Annotated in this window: 14 protein-coding genes, 1 rRNA gene and 1 riboswitch; all 15 genes read right to left on the bottom strand. The window is 48.3% G+C overall.

Features of this window, described 5'->3' with window-relative positions; all coding sequences use genetic code 11:
* Window positions 1-123 (bottom strand): 16S ribosomal RNA (locus HQN88_RS26810); the annotation flags it as partial.
* Between the two features lie 403 nt (window positions 124-526).
* Complete coding sequence (locus tag HQN88_RS26805; RefSeq protein WP_173118286.1) at window positions 527-1,930, bottom strand: NCS2 family permease; 1,404 nt, start codon at window positions 1,928-1,930, stop codon at window positions 527-529.
* A gap of 143 nt (window positions 1,931-2,073) precedes the next feature.
* Window positions 2,074-2,174, bottom strand: a riboswitch (purine riboswitch).
* A 130-nt stretch (window positions 2,175-2,304) separates the two neighbouring features.
* Window positions 2,305-2,667, bottom strand: coding sequence for a DUF1304 domain-containing protein (locus HQN88_RS26800; RefSeq protein WP_173118257.1), 363 nt, complete (start codon window positions 2,665-2,667; stop codon window positions 2,305-2,307).
* Between the two features lie 160 nt (window positions 2,668-2,827).
* Window positions 2,828-4,366, bottom strand: a complete 1,539-nt coding sequence (gene guaA, locus HQN88_RS26795) for a glutamine-hydrolyzing GMP synthase (protein WP_173118255.1) — start codon at window positions 4,364-4,366, stop codon at window positions 2,828-2,830.
* A 359-nt stretch (window positions 4,367-4,725) separates the two neighbouring features.
* Entirely contained in the window at window positions 4,726-12,849 is an 8,124-nt protein-coding gene (locus HQN88_RS26790) for an S-layer homology domain-containing protein (RefSeq protein ID WP_173118253.1), read from the bottom strand.
* Between the two features lie 326 nt (window positions 12,850-13,175).
* Window positions 13,176-15,704, bottom strand: coding sequence for a transglutaminase-like domain-containing protein (locus HQN88_RS26785; protein ID WP_173118251.1), 2,529 nt, complete (start codon window positions 15,702-15,704; stop codon window positions 13,176-13,178).
* Window positions 15,691-16,902 carry a DUF58 domain-containing protein gene (locus HQN88_RS26780; RefSeq protein ID WP_173118249.1) on the bottom strand — a complete coding sequence of 404 codons (1,212 nt, stop codon included), beginning with the start codon at window positions 16,900-16,902 and terminating at the stop codon, window positions 15,691-15,693. The genes HQN88_RS26785 and HQN88_RS26780 overlap by 14 nt, the downstream gene beginning before the upstream one ends.
* A gap of 10 nt (window positions 16,903-16,912) precedes the next feature.
* Window positions 16,913-17,890, bottom strand: coding sequence for an AAA family ATPase (locus tag HQN88_RS26775; protein ID WP_173118247.1), 978 nt, complete (start codon window positions 17,888-17,890; stop codon window positions 16,913-16,915).
* A gap of 64 nt (window positions 17,891-17,954) precedes the next feature.
* A complete protein-coding gene (locus HQN88_RS26770) occupies window positions 17,955-19,421 on the bottom strand; it encodes a polysaccharide deacetylase family protein (protein WP_246320478.1) in 1,467 nt (488 codons plus the stop codon).
* A gap of 146 nt (window positions 19,422-19,567) precedes the next feature.
* On the bottom strand, window positions 19,568-20,050 hold the full coding sequence (gene bcp / locus HQN88_RS26765; RefSeq protein WP_246320485.1) for a thioredoxin-dependent thiol peroxidase: 483 nt from the start codon (window positions 20,048-20,050) through the stop codon (window positions 19,568-19,570).
* Window positions 20,051-20,195: 145 nt separating this feature from the next.
* Window positions 20,196-21,107: an RNA polymerase sigma-70 factor gene (locus HQN88_RS26760; protein ID WP_173118241.1), complete on the bottom strand. Its 912-nt coding sequence runs from the start codon at window positions 21,105-21,107 to the stop codon at window positions 20,196-20,198.
* 37 nt (window positions 21,108-21,144) lie between these two features.
* Window positions 21,145-22,422 carry a phytoene desaturase family protein gene (locus tag HQN88_RS26755; RefSeq protein WP_173118239.1) on the bottom strand — a complete coding sequence of 426 codons (1,278 nt, stop codon included), beginning with the start codon at window positions 22,420-22,422 and terminating at the stop codon, window positions 21,145-21,147.
* A 1,160-nt stretch (window positions 22,423-23,582) separates the two neighbouring features.
* Window positions 23,583-24,563, bottom strand: a complete 981-nt coding sequence (locus HQN88_RS26750; protein ID WP_173118237.1) for a 2,3-diaminopropionate biosynthesis protein SbnB — start codon at window positions 24,561-24,563, stop codon at window positions 23,583-23,585.
* A gap of 16 nt (window positions 24,564-24,579) precedes the next feature.
* Window positions 24,580-25,545, bottom strand: a complete 966-nt coding sequence (sbnA, locus tag HQN88_RS26745; RefSeq protein WP_173118235.1) for a 2,3-diaminopropionate biosynthesis protein SbnA — start codon at window positions 25,543-25,545, stop codon at window positions 24,580-24,582.
* Between the two features lie 14 nt (window positions 25,546-25,559).
* The gene (locus HQN88_RS26740) at window positions 25,560-26,726 is read right to left on the bottom strand and encodes an AMP-binding protein (protein ID WP_246320477.1); all 1,167 of its coding nucleotides are present in this window, start codon (window positions 26,724-26,726) and stop codon (window positions 25,560-25,562) included.
* Window positions 26,727-26,806: the final 80 nt, after the last annotated feature.

The following is a 26,806-nucleotide window of genomic DNA, read 5'->3' as shown; positions in this document are numbered from 1 at the left end:
GGTTACCTACGTGTTACTCACCCGTCCGCCGCTAGCTTATCCCGAAGGATAAACCCGCTCGACTTGCATGTATTAGGCACGCCGCCAGCGTTCGTCCTGAGCCAGGATCAAACTCTCCATAAAGGTACCCAAAAAAGTGACGTTAACCTCCGAAGAGAATTCCGATTACTTTTCCGGGGCCCAAATTTAAAGATGACTTGCTCATTTGAAGCTAGCGAGATTTTGCAATCTCTTTTATAGTCGATTACTCGACTGTGCTTACTCACTCGTTGTTCAGTTTTCAAAGATCAATTTCTTTCGTTCGCTGCCGTGTTACCGAAGCAGCGAGAAGTAATATACCACATCAGTTCGTTCGAATGCAAGAACTTTTTTAAGTTTCTTTCGATTCTCTCGTTCTTTCGTTCGACCGCCGAAGCGACAAGGAGTAATATAACAAATCCTCCAAGGGATTGCAAGTTTTTTCGACATGGAAATAAACGGAATATAAAAAGGCCCTGGCACAAATGCACCAGAGCCCTACCTTATTTTAACCTTGGCTTCCAATAAAGACATATCGAGCAATAATTAGAAGAGCAAGAATCCACATTAACCAGTGGACGCTGTATTTCTTCTCACTTTTGCCACCTAAATTAGCTGCTGTAGCTAGAACCACATAAGTCACGATTCCGAAGGAAATTCCGTTCGCAATGTTGTATGTGAAAGGCATCAATACAAGTGTAAGGAACGCAGGGATCGCAACAACGAAGTCTTGGAAGTCGATCTCTTTAATTGATTGAACCATGAGAACACCAACAACAATCAACGCTGCCGCAGTCGCCGAACCCGGAATCAACATAGCAATTGGCGCCAAGAACAGAGCAAGTAAGAAACATACGCCTGTCGTTACAGCCGTTAGACCTGTACGTCCACCCTCTGCTACACCTGCCGCACTCTCAACGAATGCTGTAACTGTACTTGTTCCCACTAATGCACCGCCGCTAACGCCGATTGCATCAACAAACATCGCTTTACCTACACGTTTGTTACCTTCTTCTTTGTTCTTCATAATACCTGCACGAGAAGCTGTTCCTACCATTGTACCGAAAGTATCAAACAACTCAACGAAAGTAAATGTAGCAATGACAGAAATGATACCTGTCGTCATGATGCCTGCGAAATCAAAATCAGCAAAGCGCAGTTTGGACATGTCGGGTACCCAAGTTGTTTTGTCACTTGTTAATGTACCTAGATCCACCATACCCATGAAATAACCGACAACCGTTGTTGCAAGAATTCCGAACAAGATTGCGCCACGAACACGAAGTACCATTAAGATGGAGATCAATAGAATACCTACGATGGTTAAAATAACACCTTTATCTTCTAATGAACCTAGATGAAAGATCGTTTCAAACGAAAGAACTTCTGTATACTGATGTGCTTTAATATCATTACCAGCTTCAACTGCAACGCTGAGAATGCCGCTGTTTTTGAAACCGATCATGGCAATAAACAACCCGATCCCTACTGTGATTGCATGCTTCAAGCTATCTGGGATAGCGACTAGAAGCATTTGACGAATTTTCGTAACTGTTAGGATGATAAAGATAATCCCGGAGATAAACACGGCCGTGAGTGCCATCGAGAACGTAAATTTACCTTGTGAGGTCAAAATAATCGTCGCGAAGTACGCATTCAAGCCCATTCCCGGTGCTAGTGCCACAGGAAAGTTTACGAAAAGCCCCATTGCAATCGTCATCACGCCCGCTGCAATCGCTGTTGCTAAGAAAATGGAAGTCCAGTCTCCGCCAGTTGCCCCTGATTTAAATGCACTTAATACATCTGGATTTACCGCAAGGATGTAAGCCATAGTCATGAACGTCGTAATCCCCGCCATGATTTCTGTTCTTACAGTGGTGCCATTTTGTTTCAATTTAAAAAAACGATCCAAATCCATTTTCCTACTCCTCCTAAACGAATGGTGGGGAACAGCAAAAAACCCGGAATCATGTTGCTTGATTCCGGGTACGAAAAAGGAGCCGTCCATATGAGGGCTGCCTTCAAATTGTGAAGTCGCACGTAAAAACTCATACGGATACCGTTCCTTTTTTTCGTAGCCAGATCATTTGCGGTGATCTCGTAGAAACTCCCAGGCCAATTCCCGAGATTATACGAAAAACTGTTATCCAATTTCATATTTTAGTGAACAATTGAGCAAGTGTCAATAAAAAAGACGAACATTATATGGGTAAAGATTCCCATATCGTTCGTCTTTTTCTAGTTTACATTCATATTCCCATTCAATGGCAATCATTGTCCATATCGCTAGGCAAGTATAACGAAAATAAGTGCTGCAACAGCAGGCAATCCCTGAACGATCAGAATTGATTTCTTCGCTGTGGCGCCGCCAAATACGGCTGCCACGAGCACGCAAATGAGGAAAAAAATCTCGATTGATCGCCCGATCGACTCATCCGGATGGACAAGGCCCCATACAAGACCCGCTGCCAGAAAACCATTGTAAAGTCCTTGATTGGCAGCTAAGCTCTTCGTGATCTGAGCATTCTCTTTCGTCATACCAAAAGACTTCATCGCGCGTGGTGTTGTCCACAAGAACATTTCCAACACTAGGATATACAAATGCTCAAGCGCAACAAGTCCAACCAAAATCATTGCAATTATTGCCATACTTATTCCTCCAAGGGTACTCCAATTTTATTAGTTATTCCTATAATGTAACATAGTTATCCTTACATATCTCTCAAAAAACATAAGACTCTCTTCCAGCTGGTCTACAGCTCAAAGAGAGTCTTTCTTTTACACTATTGGTGTTGATTAAACTGCCAACCTATTCCCACTCGATCGTAGCCGGCGGTTTGGAAGTGATGTCGTAGACGATACGATTCACGTTCTCAACCTCATTGACGATACGTACGGAAATTTTCTCAAGCACATCCCACGGAATACGCGCCCAGTCAGCAGTCATACCGTCGATGGATGTTACTGCGCGGATACCTACTGTGTAGGAGTATGTTCTTGCATCGCCCATAACGCCTACGCTCTTCATCCCTGGAAGTGCCGTGAAGTACTGCCAGATCTCGCGATCTAGGCCAGCTTTAGCGATCTCGTCGCGCAGGATGGCGTCGGATTCACGAACAATTTTCAGCTTATCTTCGGTAACTTCACCTAGAACACGGATGGCTAGACCAGGACCTGGGAAAGGCTGTCTCCACACGATTGCTGAAGGAAGACCACACTCTTCGCCGACTTTACGAACTTCATCTTTGAATAGTGTTTTCAATGGTTCGATGAGCTTGAACTTCATATCTTTCGGAAGACCGCCAACGTTATGATGGGATTTGATCGTTTGTGCGGTAGCAGTACCACTTTCTACGATATCCGTATACAACGTGCCTTGTGCCAAGTAAGTGAAGTCGTCAAACTTGCTTGACTCTTCTTCAAACACACGAATGAATTCGGTGCCGATGATTTTACGTTTTTGCTCTGGATCCGCAACGCCAGCTAATTTGCCCAGGAAACGATCTTTTGCATCGATTTTGACAACTTTCATATCAAATTTGCCGACAAACGTCTCCATGACGCTTTCGCCTTCACCTTGACGAAGTAAGCCATGATCAATGAACATACATGTCAATTGTGCGCCGATTGCTTTGTGAAGCAAGATCGCAACAACGGAGGAATCCACGCCGCCGCTAAGTGCGCAAAGCACTTTTTTATCGCCAACTTCTGCACGAAGTTCTTTAATCATATCTTCCACGAAGGATGACATCGTCCAATCACCGACACAACCACACACTTCATAGATGAAGTTGTGAATCATTTCGTTACCTTGGACTGAATGACGAACCTCAGGGTGGAACTGGACCGCATGGATTTTGCGATCACGGTTGCTCATTGCAGCAATTGGAAGTGATTCTGTGCTAGCTTCAACAACAAAACCTTCAGGTAGAACGGAAACATGGTCACCATGACTCATCCATACCGTTTGTTTCGCTTCTAACCCTTTGACTAGCGGGCTTTGGTTCGAGAACTCTAGATCTGCTTTACCATATTCACGCGTATGTGCGCGTTCAACTTTCCCGTTCAATTGGTGGGCAATCAACTGCATCCCATAACAAATACCTAAGATTGGAATACCCAAATCGAAAATGCCAGCGTCAACCGAAGGAGCTCCTTCGCCATAAACACTTGCAGGTCCGCCGGAGAACACGATCCCCTTAGGGTTAATCTCACGAATTTTATCAACCGTAGTATTGTGCGGCAGCAATTCGCTGTAAACGCCTAAATCACGGATTCGTCTTGCAATCAGTTGGTTATATTGGCCTCCAAAATCTAAAACGACGATCAATTCACTTGGTTTACTCATATCCGACCTCCTAGATTCATAGCGATTGAAGATGGGGTAGAACCCTTGTCCACTTACCGCTATTTCTAGGTACTAATTTTAAACATTAGGCACCTAGGATGTAAAGGGGATTTAATGTGTCTTTTGAATGGCTTTCCTAATCACTGTAATTTCCCGCTTCGGATAGAGCAGCATTTGCGGCATTAGAACGACGGCACTCCTAAGACTTAGATTAAGTGTTTGCAAAGTAAGCCAGTTTATTCTTGATGATGCAAATAAATGGACAAAAGCATAAAACAACATCAATTCAGCAATGACTGTGATGATTTAGTGATATGAAAACAGCTTTAGCAGGGATACGCCTGCTAAAGCCATTGCATTTACCACTTGTATTGCGCGCAAGCCTTCGCTTTCAGGGCTGCTTCAAAGCCGGTACCCGACTTTTTAAATAAATTCTTGGCGTCTTTCGCATCTGTGTTGAAATGGTCACGTTCTAGATTTATAGATGACTCTGACGGACTCATGAAGTCATAGCCGAATGGTCCAAGCTCTGCTTTGGCCGTCAATGAGACTTGAGGAGGGCAATCGCCGCCACTGCTAGTCACCTTGATGCCATCCGAGAAGGATGCCGGCCCCCAGGATGCCTTGAACGCTGCTTCAGCAACAAGCTCGGTATTGGATAAATCCTCCATAGGATTGATTTCAAAACCGCAGCCAACTCCCACCCCTGCTTCCACACAAGCAGAGAAGCCTTCGTCGGTAATGCACACCTTACCTCCGCCTCCTACGCCTTCATAAGCACTCGCACCAACACAGAACAAACCGCATGGGTCACGATATTGAATTGGATTGTTGTTCACGTAGGCATAGAGATTCGCTTGCTCGGAATCCAGCAGGATAGGATCCTTCGCTGTCCACCGGCCTGAATGAGGATCGTAATCGCGGAAGCCGAAGCGTACTAGCTTCGTGCCATCATCAGCCAAGCCTCCTGCGTATCCCAAAGCTAATGTAAATGACGGATTGCTGTCAGAGATCAAGTTACCGTAGCTGTCATACTGCAGCTTTTTCACAACCGTTCGATCCCCTTTAATAATCATCTGCGGGGTTCCAACTGCATCCGTAACTACGTAGTAGCGAATTCCACCTCTTTCTAGTGCCAAGAGCTTGCCTTGCTCATCATAGAAGTAGCTGCTTACGGATTGATCCGGCTCAACAACAGCTGTCAGCCTATGCGGGGCGTTCGGATCTCCAAATAAATACTGTATTTTCTTCCCAGATGCCTCTCTCGATATCCGTCGCCCAAGCGCATCGTAGCCATAGCGATATGTTTCCCCATTTACCGTCGCCTCGAGTAACTCACCCCTTGTTCCGTAACGGAAGGTGTCTGCACCTTTGGCTGTCATAAAGCCATCCTTATCGAAGGTATAGGAAACATCTCCTGCTTTTTCCAGTAAATCGTATGCTCCGTACTCTGCCGTTTCCGCTGCGAATCCGGTCACCTCACGGAGAATTCGATTGCGATTCGAATCGTAATCATAAGCTTCACTGAAAGAACCATTCGGGCCACTTCTGCTCACCTGTGTCAATTGGCCATCGTCTCCATAACCGTAAGCATACGTTTCGATGCCTGCTGCCGTCGTGACCGTCTTATTGGTCACAAAGCCTCGCTTATCAAAAACGTGGTCCACCTTATAGACGGTTACTCCGCCTAACTTATACGTTTTATCTTTAATTTTACCGTTAGCATCGTACTGAGTCCCTACGTTTAACGTGCCATCTGTAACAGCGTCCACCCGCTTTGCTGGACCCCCTCGACTAAATGTGAAAGGTCCAAATCGAGTAACATTAAAATCCCTGTCATAGTCGATCGCAGTCAACTTGTTCGTTACATTGCCGGCTGTCATTGTAATTCCTTTGAGATTCGCATAACCATCATACGTGTAGGTGAACTTCCCGTTAGCTAGACCATTCCAGGTCATCTCCGTGACAGACGTACCGTCATATTTATAGCCTATCGTCATCTTAGCGGCAGGGTCCGTCGCGGACATACTCTCTACCGAGCTAACCCGATCTGTATTTCCTAGATAAGTAAACGTTCTGGAAATATCGAGATCGTTCAATAGATTGATTCGCCCTGTCGCATCATACCCGTACAGCACCTCGCGGCCACTAGGCAGCATGGATTTATCGAACTTGCCCGAAGTATTATACAAGACAGACAATGTATCATTTGCACCATCGGGCATAAACCCATTGAACTGATCCAACCCATTATAGGACTGATAATAAACCTCGGAATTCGGTGTCGTAACCTCTGTCAGATTACCCACATCGTCATAACCTTTACGCAAAATTTTGCCACTCGGCATTTCAATCGCTATCACACGGTCCGCATCATCGTAGGTATACCGTTTGATTTGACCTGCCGCATCTTGAACCCCGATAAGCCTATTCTTCGCATCGTACGTGTTCTCTACGAACTGATCTCCTTGCTGCGCTCTCTGCAGCCGCCCCTTCTCATCGTAAGTGAAGACGACGGGAGCTATTCTGGAATCAGCGTATTCCACTCGAACAACCCGATCTTTGCTATCCAAGTAAGTCTTGGTGATAACACCTTCGGCGCTCGTTTCGGTAAACTTCTTCTCTGCTACATCAAAGACAACAGATGAAGTCGCTGTTGTAGTACCCGTTGACGTCTGTGACTTCGTGTAGGTCATCGTAAGAGATTTTAGGCTTAGTGGATCGTTACTCCTATCCAGCGTCGCTTGACGTTTCTCGCCAAACGTCCATTTGCGCCCATTCGGCGCTGTCACGACCATACTGGAAATCATGGGTGCAGCATATCCCCAGCGTGGGTCAGGCGCGCCAGTTCGAACAATTTTGGTACCATCGGCATAATCCGTTGTATCTGTTCCATCATCCCTGAGTACGGAAGTCGTTTTCGCCCCGGAAGGATCTGTACTGACACGCTTTAACTGTCCCTCCTCACGAGTCACCTCATACATCGTTTTCTGATTACCAGGTGTCGTGTAGGTGACCTTATAACCATTAGCCAAAGAATCACGAGTCAGGGTGGACTTGCCTTGCAGCGGATTTTCAGAGGAAATGAGATACCCTGCTTCATCATACCCATATTTCCGCACATGCCCGTTGGGATCCGTGTATTCGGTCAATAAGCCTTTGTCATCATACTTGATTGCAAAAGCTTCCCCCGCTGGATTCGCAATCTTGGTCAATTGTCCCCCCTCTACGGTAAGGACAGTTCGTTGACCGCCTGGAGCCACAATAGCGGTTGGCACGCCATTCTCATCGCGTTCTACCTTCACTTCATTGTTATTCCGATCGGTTAACTTTGATAATCTTCCTTGCGCATCATAGGTAAACCGGGTGATCGTACCGCCCGTTAGCGCGTTCTTCGTTTCAACATGCCTTCCAGATCTCATGTCGAACAAATAGCGCTCCGTTCCACTCTCATTAATCAGTTCCTGCTTCGCTTCAGGATTAATGCTGTATACATAGAACAAATCACTACCAGCCTTATTGTGCTGTACTTGAAGAATAATTTCTCCTTGCGGTCCTACCGAGAGTAGGCGAATTGGGATCGATCCCACGATTGCCCCTTCATCCTTGGCTCTTTGCTTAATGACAGCAACCACATCACCCGCTACTTCCTCAATAATCTGATCAGGTGTAATTCTGTACAACTTGTCGTCCCCAGTTACATCCGATATAAAATAAATGTTGCCATAGCGATCAATTTCCATCCTTCTATTGGTAATTCGGAAAGAGGCTTTGGACGCAGCAATGCCGTCATAGAATTCGGCAACACTTAAACTAGCTCCGGTAATCAAGGATAGATTACCATCCTGCGACATTTTCCGAATTCTCGTATAAGCACAATAGGTACCGCCACAGTCATCCAATAGATACAGGGATCCGTCCGGTCCGAGACTAATGTCTGCAACATTCCCAATATTCCTCTTGCTAATTGGGCCACTGGACACGCCATAAGAACCGCTATTATTATAGCCTCTGAATCCGTAATGGGTTACAAGACCATCCGGTCCAATGCGATATAAGCGGTTGGAATCGGTATAGTACAGGCTTCCATCGTCTGCAATTTCGAGATTTTTGGGATTATACAATCTTACATCCGTCGCAGGAATACCTTCCCTCGGATCCCCGTACTCTTCGCCAATATCCCCACTCCCGGCAAATGGAACCCACTCTGAATCTAGCAAAGACTTCTTCCAAATTCGGTATGTTCCCCAACTTGTTGCGTACAAGGTTCCATCCCGTCCAACCTTCAGGGAATCAAGGTTGAGTTGCTTGATCATCGTACCAACAACCTCTGCTTCTCCGTTCTTCTTCACTCGAAATACTTCTGTTTGAACATGGTCAGGGTACGGCTGATCCGTGCTTCTGTAAGTCGTTAAGTATAAATCCCCATCGGCCCCTACCGTTGTCATCGTTGGAATCGTCGTTTTATTAGCTGCTGGCACGCCTTTACCAGGGTTAGTTGCCCCACTTCTAAAAATGACTTCCACAGGATTGAGACCAGATTTGGGATGTAGTTCCACAAAACCGCTCCCTCGAGCGAGCATTCCTGACTCATTGTCCAAGTGATGGTTAGGACTCAGACTCCAACCCGCAAGCCCCATATTCTTGTAGACATCAACAGGACTTTCTACAACACCATGCCAAGTCCTTGATGTGGATATGGTAGACGTAGAGCGGCCGTTCGCAACGACACCACGATAACCGTTCGTAGATACGCCTGTGACTTGACCGAAGCTGTTGGCAAAACTCTTGGAAGTCGCATAGAGCACAGGCCTGTATAGGTAGTACACCGTCACTTCGTACGGATGGGAACCGATTAACTGACGCCCGTAGGCATCTTTGCCATCCCACGTATAGCGATAAGGGGTATTGCCTGATGTTAACGGAAGTGATTTCGATATGGTGCGTCCCGCAATTTGAATGTTTACGCCAATCCCGATTACAGCCGGTGGCAGCGCTCCTTCCATGACGGGAATTTCCAGTGTCGACTTACTCTCATAACCTTCAGCTCTGCGGCTGTAGTAATGCAGGGACATATTCGTCCCCGTGATCGGAATAACTTCCCCCAATGTCTGCTCCTGACAGCCAATAATGGAGCTAGCCTTCTGACAGGGGTCGTTCACATTCGGTTTATTCGAATTCGGTTTTCGGTTAGGTGGATTCGTAGCACCTTCAGGCAGTCCATAGGGCCAGTTAAAGTCCCACGGGGTGAAATGCTCAATCGGCACTCGCCACAAACTCTTTCCTGGTGTGTATAATGCGCCCAGCTTCTGAAGCTCGGATTCTGTAAATCGTAGTGCAGCTAGTTCTGCCTCATCGTCCTCCACGCCATCCCCATCTCCGTCAATGACCGCACGACCGTTTTCTACAGCAAGTATCTTAATAACCATACCATTCTGGGAAGGCACCCACTTGGCCGTCTCGCGATCGTAGTATCCCGAAGGAACTGTCTCTCCAATTGGAAATTTAAGGAAATTATCTACATACGTATAGATTTTTTGGCTAAAATGAACTTCTGTCGCGCCTGCTGCCACAGCTTCATCTGCTGACAGCTCTACTGCATAGGTATAGCCTACGAAGGCAGGCAGTTCACCTGGCATCGCCTGCATTCCTTTATCTCCAACGGTGTACTCCGTTGCCCTTACATTCATGCTAGGAAGCGGCACCGCGGAACCGTCAGGCAGCTTCATAACAGCTGTCGTGCCCTGTGGAATTAGCAAAGTCGCCTGTCTAGTACCGTCCGCATCCGTCATCGGGCTCCCTTGGGCCACTTGCATTTCCTGCGTTCCTGCGGAGAGCTCTACCGTCGTTACTTTGGTGTCAAACGCTTTAAGCACGACATCTGGGAGAGTTGCATAATCCCCCCAGGGAGCATTCGCCTTTCGCTGAATAGACATATAGCCCTGCTTCTCATATTGAACCGTGACGGTGCCCCCGCCATTTATAGCAAGGTCAAAATTTCCATTAGCACGAGTCAATGTACGGCCCAGCTCACCATGATCTAAGATCGTAACCGTCACGCCAGCAAGTGGCTTCCCTTCCGCGTCGAACACAGCTCCGCGCAGAACCGCCAAGCGTTCCGGTTCAATCGCACCAGGTGTAACCCCAGTCTGAATCGGATGACTTCCGCTGAATAAGAAGGTGTTATTGCCTGCGAAAGTGGATGTACCATCCACTGGAATTTCAGTTGCCACTTCAACTGGATCTGGTGGAAACTCGATAAGTACGGGAATGGTGGCTTGCGCCTCAATGGACTTGCCCGACTCATTTCCAGCCATATCCTTCGCCGTTACGGCGAACTTGTAGGAAGTTCCCGGTGTCAATCCGGATAAAGAGTACGTCGTTGCCATAATCAGACTAGGCACTACCGTCCATGTCACTCCACTATCACTCGAGTAATACACGATATAGCCAGCCAGATCAGATTCTGTAACTGCCAGCCACTGTAGATCGACTTTACCGGCACCAGCTGTAGCCATCAGTCCCGCAGGCACTGCCGGCGGTATGTTATCGGGAACGGCCAGTGGTATTACAGAAACGGCGCTAGACTTCGCTGATTCGTTACCGCTGAGGTCTAGGGACGTAACAGCAAAGGTATACAGCATGCCATAGGTTAACTGTGTCACTGTGTAAGTCGTTTCTGTTACCGTCGAGGAAGCCACGCCCCACGTTACCCCATTGTCCGTGGAGGTATAAACCCGATATCCCGCTAGGTCTGATTCACTTCTCGCATTCCACTGAAGATCAGCTTCGCCCACCCCAGCAGAAGCTGACAACCCGCTCGGCACCTCTGGCGGAGTGACATCAGCTCCTTCAAGCGGCACGGCAGTGACCGCCAGCGATTTAGCGGATTCATTCCCACTTCTGTCCACTGCGCTAACAGCAAAGGTATAGGGAGTCCCAGCTATCAAATGACTTGCCTGATACGTAATTCCTGTCACGGTTAAGGCAGGCCCCCAGGTTAAGCCGCCATTCAATGAGGCGTACAAGTTATAGTGGAGCAAATCCGTGTCAGCCACTCCATTCCAGCGTAGATCGACCGCACGCACGTTGGCAGTTGCCGAGAATCCGCTCGGGATGGCCGGAGGCGTCAGATCCGGCGTGCCGCCGTTGCCGCCTCCATTGCCACCACCGCTGCCGCTACCATTGCCACCACCATTGCCTGGCGGTTTATTAATATCAGACAGCCGTAGGACTCCTAGATCTCGAACCTCTCCAGGTCCCGCAGCCTTCAGCTCTTGCTTTACATACTGAATTCGGCATTTGCACCCGCTAGGATTCATCTCCTCTTGATCTAGAACGTGCATAAAAGCAGGAACATCACCACGATAGAGAACTGCATCCTCTTGTTGTTCAAGCACCATTCCCCGATAGTTGCGTTCGGGCAATACATAAGCTGTGAAGGCACCCTGTGAATCGGTAACAGCAAAGAATGTTGGGTTCGTTGCAAAAGCTAGCACAATACCCCCAACTCCCTTACCATCCTCGCCCAGAACTGATCCTTTGAAGACAGCAGCTTGCACAGCGTTCAGCTGGGCGCTTTCCATTCCCTTACGAAAATGTACGGCTTCATGAGCCGATGAACCTACAGCGCCTGCCGTTACCTCGTATTGTCCATATGGCAATCGCAAGGAAACCACGCCATCCGCATTCGTCATCCCCCACTCTCGAACCGAGCGTTCTCCTTGATCGTGCAAAGTAACGTGAGCATTAGCCAAAGGCTCGCCATTCGGCCCATTCACCTTAACACTGAATGGCTGAGGCTGAGCATCCTTCTGACTCAACCAAACCCGGTGTAGAAGCAAGGCAATCTCGGCCCGTGTCAGAGGATTTCCCCCCTTAAACGTTCCATCTGGGTAACCACCCATGAACCCTTCTTTGGACATGGCCGTGACCGCAGGCACAGCCCATTCGGGAATGATAGCTTTATCCTGATATGCCAGGAAGCCCCCATGTTCCAGCTTCAGCAAACGCGTAAAGATCACAGCAGCTTCCTGACGAGTTACCGGAGCATGAGGCCGGAATGTACGGTCGGCAAACCCTTGTACCCAACCTCTTCTTGCAGCCGTCTGAACGTGCTCCGCAAACCACTCCTCCTGCACATCCTGAAACAGGATGGTGCCTGGTTGTTCTTCCCCTTCTAGTTGCAAGGCCTCAGCGGCGCGACCGATTAAAGCTGTCATTTCTGCTCTAGTAACCAAGCGGCCCGGCTGAAATGTACCATCTTCATAACCTTCAATCAGCTTTGCTTGGAGCAGATCCTCAATCTGAGATTTGGCCCAATCTGGCAAAATTTCTCCTGAAGAATCCACAGCTGCCTGCCTCAAAGCCCCTTGGCTAGGAGCTGCCACCACTATTCCTTCATTTCCTATTGGAATAATAGAAGTCATACATAGACTAAAAATGAGTGCAAGACTTGCCATTTTACGTATGATCAGCATCATAAAAAATCCCTCTACCTCCTTCGTTCTTTGAACGTTGTATCGCTCCTGCGTCACTTTCCTCTACATAGCTTACATCGAGGGAAATCCTGGAAAATAGAGTAGGGTGTTCCTGATTTTACGGGAAGCTTTGGGAGCATTTTCGGGAAAGTAGCGGGAAATAGTTGGGATGGCCTTCACCAATCACGGCTCGGCAACAATCTTCAAACAGCAAAATAACCCTTTCTGGTTCGCACCAGTTAAGGGTTATTATCATAGGCACCGAATCGAATATTAGTAAGGAACCAAGTGAATCGACTACGTGCTGAGCTGCCTAAGGTGTATAGGATTTAATGTGTCTTTTGAATGGCTTTCCAAATCGCCGTAATTTCCCGCTTCGAATAGGCAAAAGCTCGCGCCGGATCGTAGCGGACACTTTCATAGATGTGAGCGAAAGCCATCAGTGCCTGTTGTTGCCCTTGTTGCGTCACCTGAAGATTCATGACATATTCGCGAACCGTTTGATTGGCAGGCTTTACGCCGTATTTGCGGAAAAGCTGTCTCCACAAGCGATCCATATACGGCGTCAACGGATGTTGTTGATTGGGAGATTCATTGTTGTAACTAGAGAACTCCACTGTTCTACGCAACATGTAGCCTTGACGTTTTAGTACGAAATATAGACCAACAAGTAAACCGATAGAGCAGATAAGAACGAAAACGGCACTCTTATAAGCCTTTACTAATTGGATAAGATTATTCTTTATCGTGTGCAACCATTCACCCGATTTAGAGATAACAGATCGAGTTACCGGTGTATTCGTAAGGGAAGCTGTCATCCCCAACTGCTCCATAGTTGCTGTCGTCAACATATCTCTAGGTTGATCTACGGAAATCCCTGAGAAACCAGGCGTCGGCTCGAATGGCACCCACCCCATCGACGGGAAGTAGACTTCAACCCACGAATGCGCATCTTGATTGCGGACAACCACCTCGTGCAGCCCATTGTCATCGGTGGCGTCTACGGTTCCTTGAGCAAACCCCTTCACCCACCGAGCAGGCACACCGACAGAACGAAGCATAACAACCATAGCCGTGGAAAAATGATCACAATACCCTGTCCGATCAACGAACAGGAAATGACTGACGAAATCTTCGCTGCGGCTGGGATTGGTAGGCTTTTCGAGACTGTAGGGAAAGGTTTGGCTCAAATATTGCTCGATCGCCACCGCTTTGGCATAAGGCGTCAACCGATTTGCGGTGACTTGCTCGGCCGTGCTCCTTACCGTCCGCGGCAATGACTCTGGCAATTGCAAATAGTCACGAGTGATTTCTTCCGGATATGGTGCAATATCAGAGTTCAAAAGATCTGGATTTTCTTTATTGGGTTGGACGGTGATTTTGTAATAGGAAAGCGGATCAGCAATCGCCGGTAAGGTCGTTAAGCCACTTGTTCCCGAAGTTAACAGACTCCCTGGCGGAATCAGCTTCCCTTTCTCACTCAGCAGCATATCAACGCTCCGCAGCCCACCACCTACGAACAATTGCTTATTCGCCGCCTTCTCGTTCATTAAAATCTCCTGCACAATGACCGGAGCTGTCACCGAAGAACTAGTAGCCACGAAAGGTTCTAGCTTCTGAATGGGCTGGGTCCAGCCTTTGCCATCGTAGAAGCTTTTGGATTCGCCGCGCCAGTAGGTGAGTTCAGTGGTTTTGGCTGTAAACACTGGCGAGGTGTCCACTTGGAGTGGACCTCCTAAAGACGTATCGTTCTGGCCATACCCCGAAGTTGCCATGGCTGGGCTTACTCTCGTCTCATCCTCATAGAACTCAAACAAACGATCATACCAATGCGCCCAGCTAACTGGCTTCATCAAAGGCTCGGACTCTGTTTGCTTGGCCGACAACCAACCAACGCCAGACAACATACCAACAACGATCACACTAACGATCAGCCACTGCAAATAATTACGTGAACGCACAGTTGTCACCCGATAAGTCTGTTCGATTCTTGACAGGTTGAGAAGCGCCATCAGGATCAGCCCATAACCTACTGTGCGTATGATTCCTTGGACGGTATCCGCCCCTAATACGAGCTGTATGCCTACGAGATAGATCAAGGTAGCCATTACAAACCAAAGGCTGTGCTGTCTTTGCAGCATTAGCGCTTGAACAACGGAAAGCAACAACGCCCAACCCATTAGAAACAGGAGCGTGCGCATTTCCCCGCTAATCAGATCAAAATGAGCCTGCACGATATAGACAAAATCTTGCACGAGCGTTCTCGCCAATGTGAGGATCCATCCTCCATCAAGCACGGTATCTCGGTTAAACATATAACCTATAAAAACCAGAATTATGCTGGACTTCGCCAACCAACCCCAACCATAAGGAACACGGAAACAGTCCAGTGCAAGACACAGGGCAAACACAACAAGAATCGGTCCAATTTGGATCACCTCATCGCCCAACCAAGCCAAAGGTCGCAGCCATTCCGAGAGAAGGAGAAAGAGCAGCAGGGTGATGAGACCATCTCGGAAGAGACTATTGTGTGTTGGCGGCAGGCTGTCTGCGCGGAAGATGAGCTGTGATGTGTTGCTGCGGGATGAACGGGATGATGTGTCTGGTTGGGAAGAAGATGCGTAAGACGGACCGTCTGAGTTCGATATGACTGAGTGCGAAGCTTCTAAGGGCGAAGCTCCTAAGGGCGAAGCTCCTAAGGGCGAAGTTCCTAAGGGCGAAGTGCCTAAGAGCGAAGCTCCTAAGGGCGAAGTGCCTAAGGGCGAAGTGTCTAAGGACGAAGTACCTGCGCGCTTCTTAAAAAAGTGCGAAGCACGAGAGCGAGCGTGCAGCCCGCGGCGTGGTTCAAGCGGTTGCATCCGCAACACCCCCTTGTTTCGGCCACTGGCTCTGCGGATGCGGCACTTCCGTAAAGCTGCAGCCTGCGGCTTGCAGCTGGGAAGCCCCCTCTCGCTCTGCGACCGAGAGGGAAGGCCGCGCGTGCACGTAGATCACGTGCACGGCTCTGCGCCTGGTGCCGCTATCTGCGATCGCGCGCACCAGCGCCACATCCAGCGTCGATGTGATGCACAGCATCGACGCATGCAGCGGCAAGTCTGCCGCCTCTTTCCTGACGAGGTCAGGAAAGGACAGGGCGGGCTTGCCGCCAACGCTCGCGAGTACTTCGTACGCGAGCGTTAGATCGGGGCGAATCGTCGGCGCGATTCGCCTGGCCGTTCCCGAGCTGCAGGCGAAGCCGCAGCTCTCTCGCCCACTGGCGGCGGCTTCGAAGAAGCCGGCCGCGAGGGCGACGCCCTTCTCCAGCAGCGGCTGTGCCGCTTCTGCTGGGCCCGCCGCAGGCGTGACATCGAGCAGCAGCATCCACTTCGTGGAGGCGGCCTGCTCGGGCTCTTTGGTCATCAGACGGCTCAGGCGAGCCGTCGATTTCCAGTGGATGCGGTGATACGGATCACCGCTGACGTAATCGCGAACGGAGCTGATCAGCGGCGTTTCGCCCTTTGAACTAAGTGTTGTAGAACCATCCTCCGATTGGAAGGTCATCCCGCTCCGCCCCAAAGCATCTGGCCGTGGATACACAACATAACGCTGTAAATCTTCCCGCTGTACTTTGCGAAGCGCGAAGCCAAAGAGATCTCCTGCCGCTGCTTCAAGGTGAGCAAAGCGATAGCTGCCTCGCATGAGATGGGTCATTTTGTAAGGCAACAAAATCGACTTCTGAAACCAAGGAAAAAGCAGCTTGCTGTACGTCAGTTTTCTCCCATTTCCTTCATGAATCCAAGTTTCTTTCAACAGCAGCCACGGTAGTGGCACCCACGATCGATGTTGGATCTCCAGCACAATCGTCACATCTTCGCCAGCAAGAAACACGTCACCTGACAGGCGCCGACTCAAGTTCAAACCTTTTAGCGCAAATACATAAAATAATCCTGCCTGTATCCAGATCAATGATAAACAGATACCTAAATACCACGCAGCAATTCCACCTTGGCGATAAGCCAAATAGATCACCAACACACAACTTACGAGCAACAGTGTCGTCTTCCCCCAGCTTTTCATGTCATGGCCCCTACTTCGCTGTGACATAACGAAGAACTGGTGTTTGCATGCCATCGAGTAAACCCTGAAGAATACGTTCTGCTGAACGGCCCATCATGCGCGCATCCGCAGTGAGAATTAGCCGGTGCGTCCACACAGGTAAAACCAAATCTTTAATATCATCTGGAACAACAAAAGTTCTCCCTTTCACATAAGCCGCCGTTTGTGCAGCACGCATCAACGCATAAGACGCCCTCGGACTTGCACCTATGTAAAAATCAGCATGATCTCGCGTTGCTAAAGCTAAGCGAACGATGAAATCTTTTAACGTGTTATCCACATGGATCATGGCCGCTTCTTTCTGTAATTGCACAAACTCATCCTGCACAATAACAGGCTTCAAGCTTTCCAACGGGTGACGATCCTGCAAGCGATCCAACATCAGAATCTCTTGATCATGCGTCGGATACCCAAGCGAAAGCTTCATCATAAACCGATCCATCTGCGCTTCCGGCAGCGCGTAAGTGCCTTCATAATCCATCGGATTTTGCGTCGCGATGACGACGAATGGCTTCGGCAGCTCATAGCTTGTGCCGTCAATGGTCACTCGTTTTTCTTCCATCGCTTCAAGGAAAGCAGACTGCGTCTTCGGAGAGGTCCGATTACATTCATCCGCAAGTACGACAGACGTCATTAATGGCCCTGGCCGAAACTCAAACTCATTGCTTTTAACATTAAAAACAGAAACACCGGTTACATCCGAAGGAAGCAAATCTGGCGTACATTGAATTCTCTTAAAGTCGCAACCAATCGTCTTGGCTAACGCACGTGCTAGCATGGTTTTGCCTACACCAGGAACGTCCTCTAGCAGTAGATGCCCGCCGCTCAACATCGCGATAAAAGCTTTCTCTATCGTTTCTCTTTTGCCGACTATCACTTTCTCTACGTTCATGATCATCCGTTCCACAAGAGGCTGCGGTTGATCGAATATTCGGGTTTTCGATGCCATAGACAAGAAGCCTCCTTTATAAGGGTATGCTTCTAGTTTTTCCAGCTCTCTACTCTTTTAGACATTATCCTCCCATTGCAAATAGAGAGTTTTTGAGAATAGTATTATTTTCTTTGAAAAAGTGAAGGGGACGCAGCGCCATAGAAACCTCACGGTAGTCAGGGTCGATCACAGCATTCGTAATTCGGCCTCCGAGTGATACGATCGTTTTGCGCAGTGGTACAATAATTTGATTATCTTGCATGTTCATATCCGCTAACGAGTACGTGGCTGTTGGCTTGCCTAAAGTGAACAAACGAATGCTTCTATTCACTAGATCGTAGTCCATATCATAAATGCCGTAATGGGCATTGGCTGTTTTCGTATCGGCTTGCCACGCGACTTTCCCACCCATCTTCTCGATCAGATAGCGCAAAGGCAACTCTATTTGATTCGCATGCAGCTTATACATGGAAGGTTCTATGCTAAACGTGTTGCCTCCGATCACATGTACCTGCAGCGGCAAGGCAGCTTGCTTGGCGAGAATGCGGGCAGCTTCCGCTTCTTCTTCCTTCTTCGCTTTAGCCTTCTCTTCAGCTTCGGCCTCTAGCTTCTGAGCGAGGCGCTTTTCCTCTGCCCGCTTCACGAGATCCGATGGACTCGGATGAGCAACTGCATATTGCTGCGTCTGATCTATCATCACTTGAAATTGCTTCAAACTCATGTTCCGCGACCATTTCGGCTTCGTGATGGCGAATTGTTTGGGCTTCACTTGATCTGTCAACGTGGCAAAGGCGTATCCTAGCTTTTTGTAATAGCTAATCACTTGAGGTAGTACTTGAACAGAAGATTCGTGTCCCGTTCCATCATGAAACAAAATATTAATCTCGTGATCGAGGGGGGAAGCTTTCACCGTTTGCCAAATTTCATTTACCGGGACATTCGCTCTCTTGGAGTCTCCACTGTCGACATTCCAATCCTCCATGATATAGCCTGCTTGCTCCATCAAATAAAAATAGTAGGCATCAAAATTCGTAGCTGTCCCGCCAGGCGCTCGTACGAGTTGAGGTCGTATCCCCACGATATTTGAAATAACGTCTTCGCTTCGTTGGATTTGGTTCCAAAAGGTCTGAAAATCACTATAGAGCTCTTTATAAACATGATTATAGGTATGATTGCCGATGGCATGACCGTCTTGTACGATTCTTTTGAGTTCAGCAGGATGCGCTTTCGCTTGTTCACCAAGTACGAAGAACGTTGCTTTAACATCTTCTTTATCTAAAATATCCAACACCTGATTCGTCAACTTGCTAGGACCATCATCAAACGTCAGATATACAGTAGGCTGCTCCGGTGTTACGTAAGTCCTCTCACTCTTTAGTCGCTTCCCTGCTTGAAGCTGCCCATACGCATCTTGTACGGCAGGATCACCTTCATTGTCTGCGGCTTTGGCCGGCATCATACCAACCATTAGTGAAACTAGTAAAACAACAACCATCATGATTTGAAATCGTAGTCGTCCGTTGTTTGGAGCTTGTACCTGTGAGCGCATCCGATGATCCCTCCGCATGTTCTATCATTTTGACATCTGATAGATTATATGGGCGGAGGTGCGAGAGTATGACACGAAAAAAACGATGCTTCTCTACAAGGAGAAGCATCGTTCATGTGTAATGTTTTTGATAGATTAACATTGCCTTACTTCATTTCCATCACAGCATCCAGTACAGACTGCACGTGATTTTTAATCTTCACTTTACTCCATTCTTTCACAATGTAACCTTTTTCATTAATGAGAAAGGTCGAGCGAATAATGCCCATATACTCGCGGCCATACAGCTTTTTCAATGCCCATACCCCATACTTTTCAGCTACTTTATGATTCGTGTCTGAAAGCAGAAGAAATGGCAGCTCGTACTTCGCAATAAATTTGTCATGTGATTTCAGCTCGTCCGGACTAATACCAATCACTTCTACACCTAACTCCGCGAATTTCCCGTTATAGTCCCGAAAGTCACAGGATTGTTGGGTGCAGGTTGGTGTATTATCTTGAGGGTAAAAATAAATAACAACTTTGCGCCCTTTATAATCGGCTAAAGAAACTTTCTCTCCACTCGAGGCAGGCAGCGAAAAGGCTGGTGCTTTACGCTTGGTTACTGCCGTTTCATTTCCTTTTTTCAACACGGCTCTCTCCTCTTTCTCGTCTTGCTCTGTCACTCTTAACTTCATCCCATTATGCGACATTCCCCGCATGACATCAAACGAAAAAAGCTGCTACGAATCGCAATGACTCCTGAGCAGCTTTCTATTATTAGAGGTTACGACCTCACGCTTCCGTTTGCCCTATTTCCAGATGCTTCAATTTATCTGGATTCATGACGAGATAGAAAGCTTTGATCTGCCCATCCTCTAATTGGAAAGTCATCACATTATGAGGCTGATCATTCACATACGCAACAATACCTGTTTGTTCGTTCACAGTCGTTAAGGTTGAGCGATAGCCCTCTGGTAATTTGGCCAAAACCCCAGATAAAAACATGGCTATCCGCTCCGCTCCCAGGATAGGGTTTGTCGCCGCTTTCACCTTGCCTCCGCCATCTGAGTATAGAATAGCATCAGATTTCACGATGGTTAACAACTGAGCGATATTCCCCGACACTAATGCGTGCACGAATTGTTCCACGACGGCTGTCGTTTGTTTCGTTTCAGCAGCCCGCTCCGGCGGAAGACTTATCGCATTCTTGGCTCGGCGGAAAATTTGACGGCAATTCGTGCTGCTTTTGCCCACAATCTCGGCGATTTCATCGTATTCATATTGTAGGACCTCGCGAAGCAAGAATACGGCCCGCTCCACCCAAGACAGCTGCTGCAGGAGCAAAAGGTATGCGGTGGATAGCGATTCTTTATGCGTATACGCGAGATCTGGTGCGATATGATGATCTGTGTGTGTCTCGTTTGTCGTCAACAGCGGCTCCGGCAACCAAGGTCCGACGTAAACCTCTCGTTTTTTGCTAGCGGAGCGCAGGTTATCGATACAGCGGTTGGTCACGATTTTGCATAGATAAGCTTTGGGATTGTGTACATGGTTTAAATTCGTCTCATTGGCATACAGAAATGCCTCCTGTACCACATCTTCCGCATCCATTACACTTCCCAGCATGCGATACGCTAGCGAGAACATTAAAGGTCTATAGCTCAAATAGATCTGCTCGGAAGCTTCTGTTCCTGTGATCTCCATCTTGTCACACCTCCCGATCTACTGTTATAGGACAATTTTAAGCGAACTGGGGTGTTTTTAAAATAGCTTGAGCCGCACGTCTAGCACTTGCCGCTGAGGCATCTGCGAGCATTTCGCCATGACTTGCCCAGTCACCGGCTACATAGAGTCCTCGAATGCCTTCAACAGCTGGACCTGTAAAAGGATTGCTTTTCCCCCTATGGAGAGTGTCATGAGCCACGGTTATGTTAGGCAGGTACTGCCTCGCTACCACTTCTTTTTCCCAGCCTGGATGCAGGGTATTCATGGTGGCTATTAGCATTTCCTCATCTGCTTTCGGGTTGCTGTCACCAGGACCATTGTATTTCATCAAATGAACAACTAGACTGCCATCTTCGCTTAACTTCGCGTTCACTGTGTGATGAGAGAAGTAAATCGGCTGATCTAGTGCGATTGCAAAATCCCGACCACGAACGGGAAGCTTCTTCAAGCCAAGGTCAAGACACGCTGCTTTGGAGGGGCGCGCCGCCTCTTTCCACTGCTTCAAGATGGTATGCTCTGCGTCAGGAACCAGCTTATACGTTTCCGAAGGAGATGCTGTGCTAATGACATGCGCCACTTCGAGTGTTTGATCGTCTGACAGGTTAAGACCTTGAATCCGGCCATTCGTATGAATGATTTCTTTCACATCAGCACCGCTGAGGATGTGGACTCCCGCTGCCACCGCTTGCTCCTGCAGTTGATCAATGATCGTTTGCCAGCCTCCGTGGAGGTAGAGAACGCCCTTCAGCGCTCGTTGTACTTGTGCAAGCACAGGCGCGGCAAGCTGATGATCTGTATCGTGTGCATAAGTAGCTGTTCGACACAACGAGTAAAAGATATGCCGAACCATCGGGTCGGTGATTTCTTGTTCCGCCCACTCTCTCAGTGAGGCGTCTCGTACTTTGCCCGCATCCATTTTGGTTAAACGTATGACGAGTCGCAAAAGCCCAAACTTCCCGGACCAGGTGAGCAGCTTCGATGTGAGCATGCTAAGCGCTGTGGCTGGCATAGGTGCAAGTTCGTTGTGCCACATCACGTTAGTATTAGATGGGGGTGCGCCACCTTCAATGCGTATACCTAGCTCCTTTAGGATGCGATAAGCAGCTCCAGCTTGATATAACGCATGTCCGCCAAGGTTGAACAGCACACCGTTTTTCTTATTCGTCATTGCTCTGCCACCCATTCGTCCCGAACGTTCCAACAGAACAACGCTTCTGCCACCTTTGACCACCTCAATTGCAGCAATGAAGCCTGCTAATCCTCCGCCAATGACGGCTGTGTCGTATTTTGTCATGTTCATCATCCTCCAGTTTCGCTTTTATATCTATAAGGCGAAATAGGCGTGTGTTTTGTGACAAAAGAAGAAAGAATGATGTGGATGCGGGGCTGAGGCGTGTGGTTGTGGTGGTCTGAAGTGAAGAATTGAGGTGGCTGAGATGAGAAATTGAGGCGCTGCGGTGGCTTGTTCTGCGGGTGGGCACAGGTTGAGGTGGTTAAGTAGCTTGTCCGACTGTTTAGCTGTATAACCTACAGGTAATTCTCGCGGAATCGATGGTTTTTCAGCAATAGCTGTAAAAACTCCAGTTAAATGAATGTAAACTTGAAGAAACAGAAAAAAAGTTGAAAATTAACTGGAGGAAATCCAGCTAACCCCTCAGAAACATAAAATGCGGTTCGAATAGATGTAGAAAATCCAGTTAGTTAGTTAAGTAGCAGCTAGGGCTGAGCGTAGGTTGGGCGTGTAGGCGGGGTTGCGGTTGCGGTTACATGCAGAACAACATTTTTTTATAATCCACAGGCAATTTTCTGTGGATAACTCAACATGTGGATATGTTAATACGTATGGGCTAAGTTATGCACAACAGGGACTTAAGGCCCTGTGGACTTGTGGGTAACTCTGTGGATAGATGTGAATAAGATTAAAAAGGGGCTGCTTTTATTGCAGTGACGACCTTTGAGACAACCCTTGTTTACTTTTGTAATCAACCCAATCCGGCCTATGGTTATGCTATTTTATTCATCTAACTCACTACATCCAAACTCCAGTCGGACCACTGTTGGGCTACAGAATAGTTACTCACATTCCCATCTACTTTCACCATAAACCAACCACATTCTTATCCACACTTATATCTACTTCTGCTCCGACCTCTACTTCTACTTCTACTTCTACTTCTACTTCTACTTCTACTTCTACTTCTACTTCTACTTCTACTTCTACTTCTACTTCTACTTCTACTTCTACTTCTACTTCTACTTCTACTTCTACTTATCCCCACCACCTGCAGCACTCCCCCATTGTAACGGAACGTCACTCTGCTATTCGAAAGAGTATCTGCAACTATTTACGGAACGAGGTTACGCTACTTCATGGAATAGTGCCCACAAAAGCTCCAATTCTAGCGAAATAGCAGAACGTCGTTCCGCATGGCCAGGAAAGCTAACTCCCCGAAGCTATTTATACTTACTGCCTTCTAGCGTAACACCCTTTTGTAGGCGTAATGCTTCCCTCCAATAGTAGCCTGCAATGGCAATATCGAAGATACCTAAGCCCATCGGATTGAAAAACACGGGTTCCTGGGCTTCCACTTCAGCTAGTTGATCGCGAAGAACTACGTCGGCTAAGGTGTGTACACCCGACTCTTGTAAGTTATACCGCAGATGCAACTGCTCGATATCAGTCCCTTCACGGCATACTTCGCGCCAATCATCCACGATGATTGTTTTCACGTCAGCAACGCTTTTCGGCTTATAATCTCGGAGCGAGACATTGAGAAGGAGCGCACCGCGAGGCGGGGCTTCATCAATGTACCTCTCTGCTGACACTGTGCACGTCATAATAACATTCGCCTCGCGATAGCCCATGCGCCAATCACGAATGACTTGCGTCCTGCTCTGAATAGCTGCCGGAATCGTCTCCAGCTCGACACCATTCAGATCATAGATCCGAACCTCATCAATCCATTCGCCGAATAAAGCGACACACATATCCAGATGCAGCCGCCCAATGGGCCCCCACCCGATTAAGTGAATGCGCAAACGGTCAAGTTTCCTGACCTTCACGAATTGACTCAACATCACACCGCTCACCGCTGCGGTCCGAAGACCATTTAACAGTCCGCTGTGGATAAAAGCCAGAGGCTCACCTGTCGAGGGTTTATTCAGAATCAGCGTATTATGAGCCCGAGGAAGCCCCTTAAGGCGATTGTCCGGAAAGCTCGCAATCCATTTGATACCCGAAATATCGATATTACCGCCTACATAAGCAGGCATCGCTATAATCCGGTTTTTCGGATCACGAAAACGTAAGTATGGCTTCAAGGGATGCGCACAATCCCCGCTATCTTGTATGGCAACGACATCCTGAATGATGTCGGTTAGCTTCTTCCAATCGATTCCGATCTCTCGGATATGGTCATCCTGTAAATACAACATTCGCTAGTCTCCCATGCTAGTTACTCGGTGTATACCCAATTTCTCGCCTAACCCATTCATCGTTATACACAGTATTCAAATACCGTTCACCGCGGTCCGGCAAAATAGCAGCGCAAACGGCTCCCGCAGGAATGATGCTGCTCATACTACGAATCGCCGAGATCACGCCGCCTGACGAGGCGCCCGCTAACACGGCTTCTTCACGAACTAATGAACGGCAGCCCTCCACACAATCCCTATCGGATACATACACGACTTTGTCCGCAACATCATGCCGATGCAAGCCAGGTGTGATACCTGCGCCTAGTCCAGGGAATTTCCTTGAACCTTTTTCCCCGCCAAAAATAACACTGCCTTCGGCATCCACCGCCACGATCTGTGTCGCCCATCCACGACTGCGAATGTACTCCATGCAGCCTCGAATCGTTCCACACGAAGAGACGCCGCAAAATAAATAATCAACCGCACCTAACTGCTCGCCAATTTCCCGCATCGTTGTCTCGCTATGAGCCAGCGCATTGTCTGGGCTTCCATACTGGTTCGTCCAGTAGGCGTTTGGAATTTGACTCACTAGCTCAGCTACCCGCCGAATGCGCGCTGGCAAAAACTCACCCGTCGCCTCATCCGGCACGGAAACGAGGTCAATTTCCCCGTGGAAGCTGCGGATGATTTGCAAATGCTGCTGCGTCGTACGCGGATCAACAACACAGATGAAGCGAAGCCCTAGGTATCGGCAAAGTTGAGCGAGACTAATCGCGAGGTTGCCCGAGCTCGACTCCACGATGACACTCTCGCTCGTCATCTCACCACGGCGGATCGCCTCCCGCAGCATGAACAGGGCTGGCCGATCTTTCGCGCTGCCGCCTGGGTTCATCCACTCCATTTTGCCATAAACATCAAAGGGTTGATCTTTAAATAAACGCGACAGTCGTATCAAGGGCGTATGCCCGATCGCACGGACAATTCCTCCTTCAAGTTCCATTCGCTTCCCCTCCTTTATGTGTAAAAAATCTTTTTATTTTTCACGGAGGTGCGGTTCTGCGAATCCTCAAAGGTGCCCCCGATAACTTGGATACCATCCAAAAGCTTTGCCTGAATCATCATGCCGATAGCCGGGATGCGGCTTTCTACTTCTGCACGAATGCTGTTAAGAACAGCTGGAGTTGCCTGGGCACTGTAGACATAAACCGTCAATGCATTGCCACTCACCTGTACACGAACGCTGGCTTCACGCAGATGACGATAGACAACATCTTCGATGTCGTAGATACTGATTTTCTCCCCGTGCTTCAGGTCGGGTCCAATGCGTTTCACGATGCTCTGAAAGCTCTGCGTTGGAACGCCATTCACATCTATAGCTCTCAAATCACGCACAACATCGTAAGTAACGTATCGCAGCGCCGGGAATGCATCCCTTACAGTTGAGGTAAGAACCAGAACTTGCTCCAACTCATCCGGCAGGGGCTCCATATCGACATCTAACAGCTCTGCTTTGACACCCTCTGCGATGATGCCCTCTGCAAACAAATACCTACCATAATCGTGTGAAAAGTAGGCAATGGTCCCAATTTCAATAGAGCCATACGTATCCGTGACCTGCGTCTCGGCTATCCCCAGTCTTTCGGCCGTGCGTTGTCTCCAGCCTGGTGAAGCAATCTCACCAACGAGAATGACATGCCGGATGCCGTAGTGGGCAGGATTCTCCGACGCTTGCAAAATTCGATCCAAAATAGACGGCATCGTATACAGCACTTCGGGTCTAAAGCTTTGAAGCCGTTCAATATGCCCCTCGATCGGAAGCCGAAAGGATACCGACTCCACCTCCATACCGAGCTCGCGGAATACCTCGACGGCCGTCGCCTCCGCATGTCCCGTGCCCATGTCTGCCATCGCAGTCCGATAACTAGTACCTTCCAGAATGCTGCGGAAAACGTCCAGTTTGATTCGCAGATAAGCTTCCTCATCAGATTGGGAATAAAAAATCGTCTTACGTCGCTTCGAACTCGTACCTGACGTTTGATATCGATTCATATCCTTATGCTGTAGTAATGGGTTGGTATCCGTATAGTAATACGTTTCCAATATTCCCGCTGACACGAGCGGTAGTGTAGCTAGCTCTTCCCGCTCGTGCTCTGGCAGCACCCAGGGAAATTGCCGCTTCATCTTTTGTATAACATCCTTTATGTGCATAGACGTGCGGCTCCTCCTCTCAGCTCTACTAACTGAATCTGTAGCCCAAATCC

This window comes from Paenibacillus qinlingensis (assembly GCF_013204845.1).
GTDB lineage: Bacteria > Bacillota > Bacilli > Paenibacillales > NBRC-103111 > Paenibacillus_E > Paenibacillus_E qinlingensis.
The sequence above is the reverse complement of the archived record's forward strand: the minus strand, read 5'-3'. Positions and strand labels throughout refer to the sequence as shown.

Coding starts and splice junctions, on each gene's coding strand:
- sbnA (WP_173118235.1), bottom strand. CDS start 25,545: ATGGAACTTGAAGGAGGAATTGTCCGTGCGATCGGGCATACGCCCTTG.
- HQN88_RS26750 (WP_173118237.1), bottom strand. CDS start 24,563: ATGTTGTATTTACAGGATGACCATATCCGAGAGATCGGAATCGATTGG.
- HQN88_RS26770 (WP_246320478.1), bottom strand. CDS start 19,421: ATGCGCTCACAGGTACAAGCTCCAAACAACGGACGACTACGATTTCAA.
- HQN88_RS26800 (WP_173118257.1), bottom strand. CDS start 2,667: ATGGCAATAATTGCAATGATTTTGGTTGGACTTGTTGCGCTTGAGCAT.
- HQN88_RS26755 (WP_173118239.1), bottom strand. CDS start 22,422: ATGACAAAATACGACACAGCCGTCATTGGCGGAGGATTAGCAGGCTTC.
- HQN88_RS26790 (WP_173118253.1), bottom strand. CDS start 12,849: ATGATGCTGATCATACGTAAAATGGCAAGTCTTGCACTCATTTTTAGT.
- HQN88_RS26780 (WP_173118249.1), bottom strand. CDS start 16,902: ATGAAAAGCTGGGGGAAGACGACACTGTTGCTCGTAAGTTGTGTGTTG.
- HQN88_RS26785 (WP_173118251.1), bottom strand. CDS start 15,704: ATGCAACCGCTTGAACCACGCCGCGGGCTGCACGCTCGCTCTCGTGCT.
- HQN88_RS26760 (WP_173118241.1), bottom strand. CDS start 21,107: ATGGAGATCACAGGAACAGAAGCTTCCGAGCAGATCTATTTGAGCTAT.
- HQN88_RS26775 (WP_173118247.1), bottom strand. CDS start 17,890: ATGGCATCGAAAACCCGAATATTCGATCAACCGCAGCCTCTTGTGGAA.
- HQN88_RS26740 (WP_246320477.1), bottom strand. CDS start 26,726: ATGAAGCGGCAATTTCCCTGGGTGCTGCCAGAGCACGAGCGGGAAGAG.
- guaA (WP_173118255.1), bottom strand. CDS start 4,366: ATGAGTAAACCAAGTGAATTGATCGTCGTTTTAGATTTTGGAGGCCAA.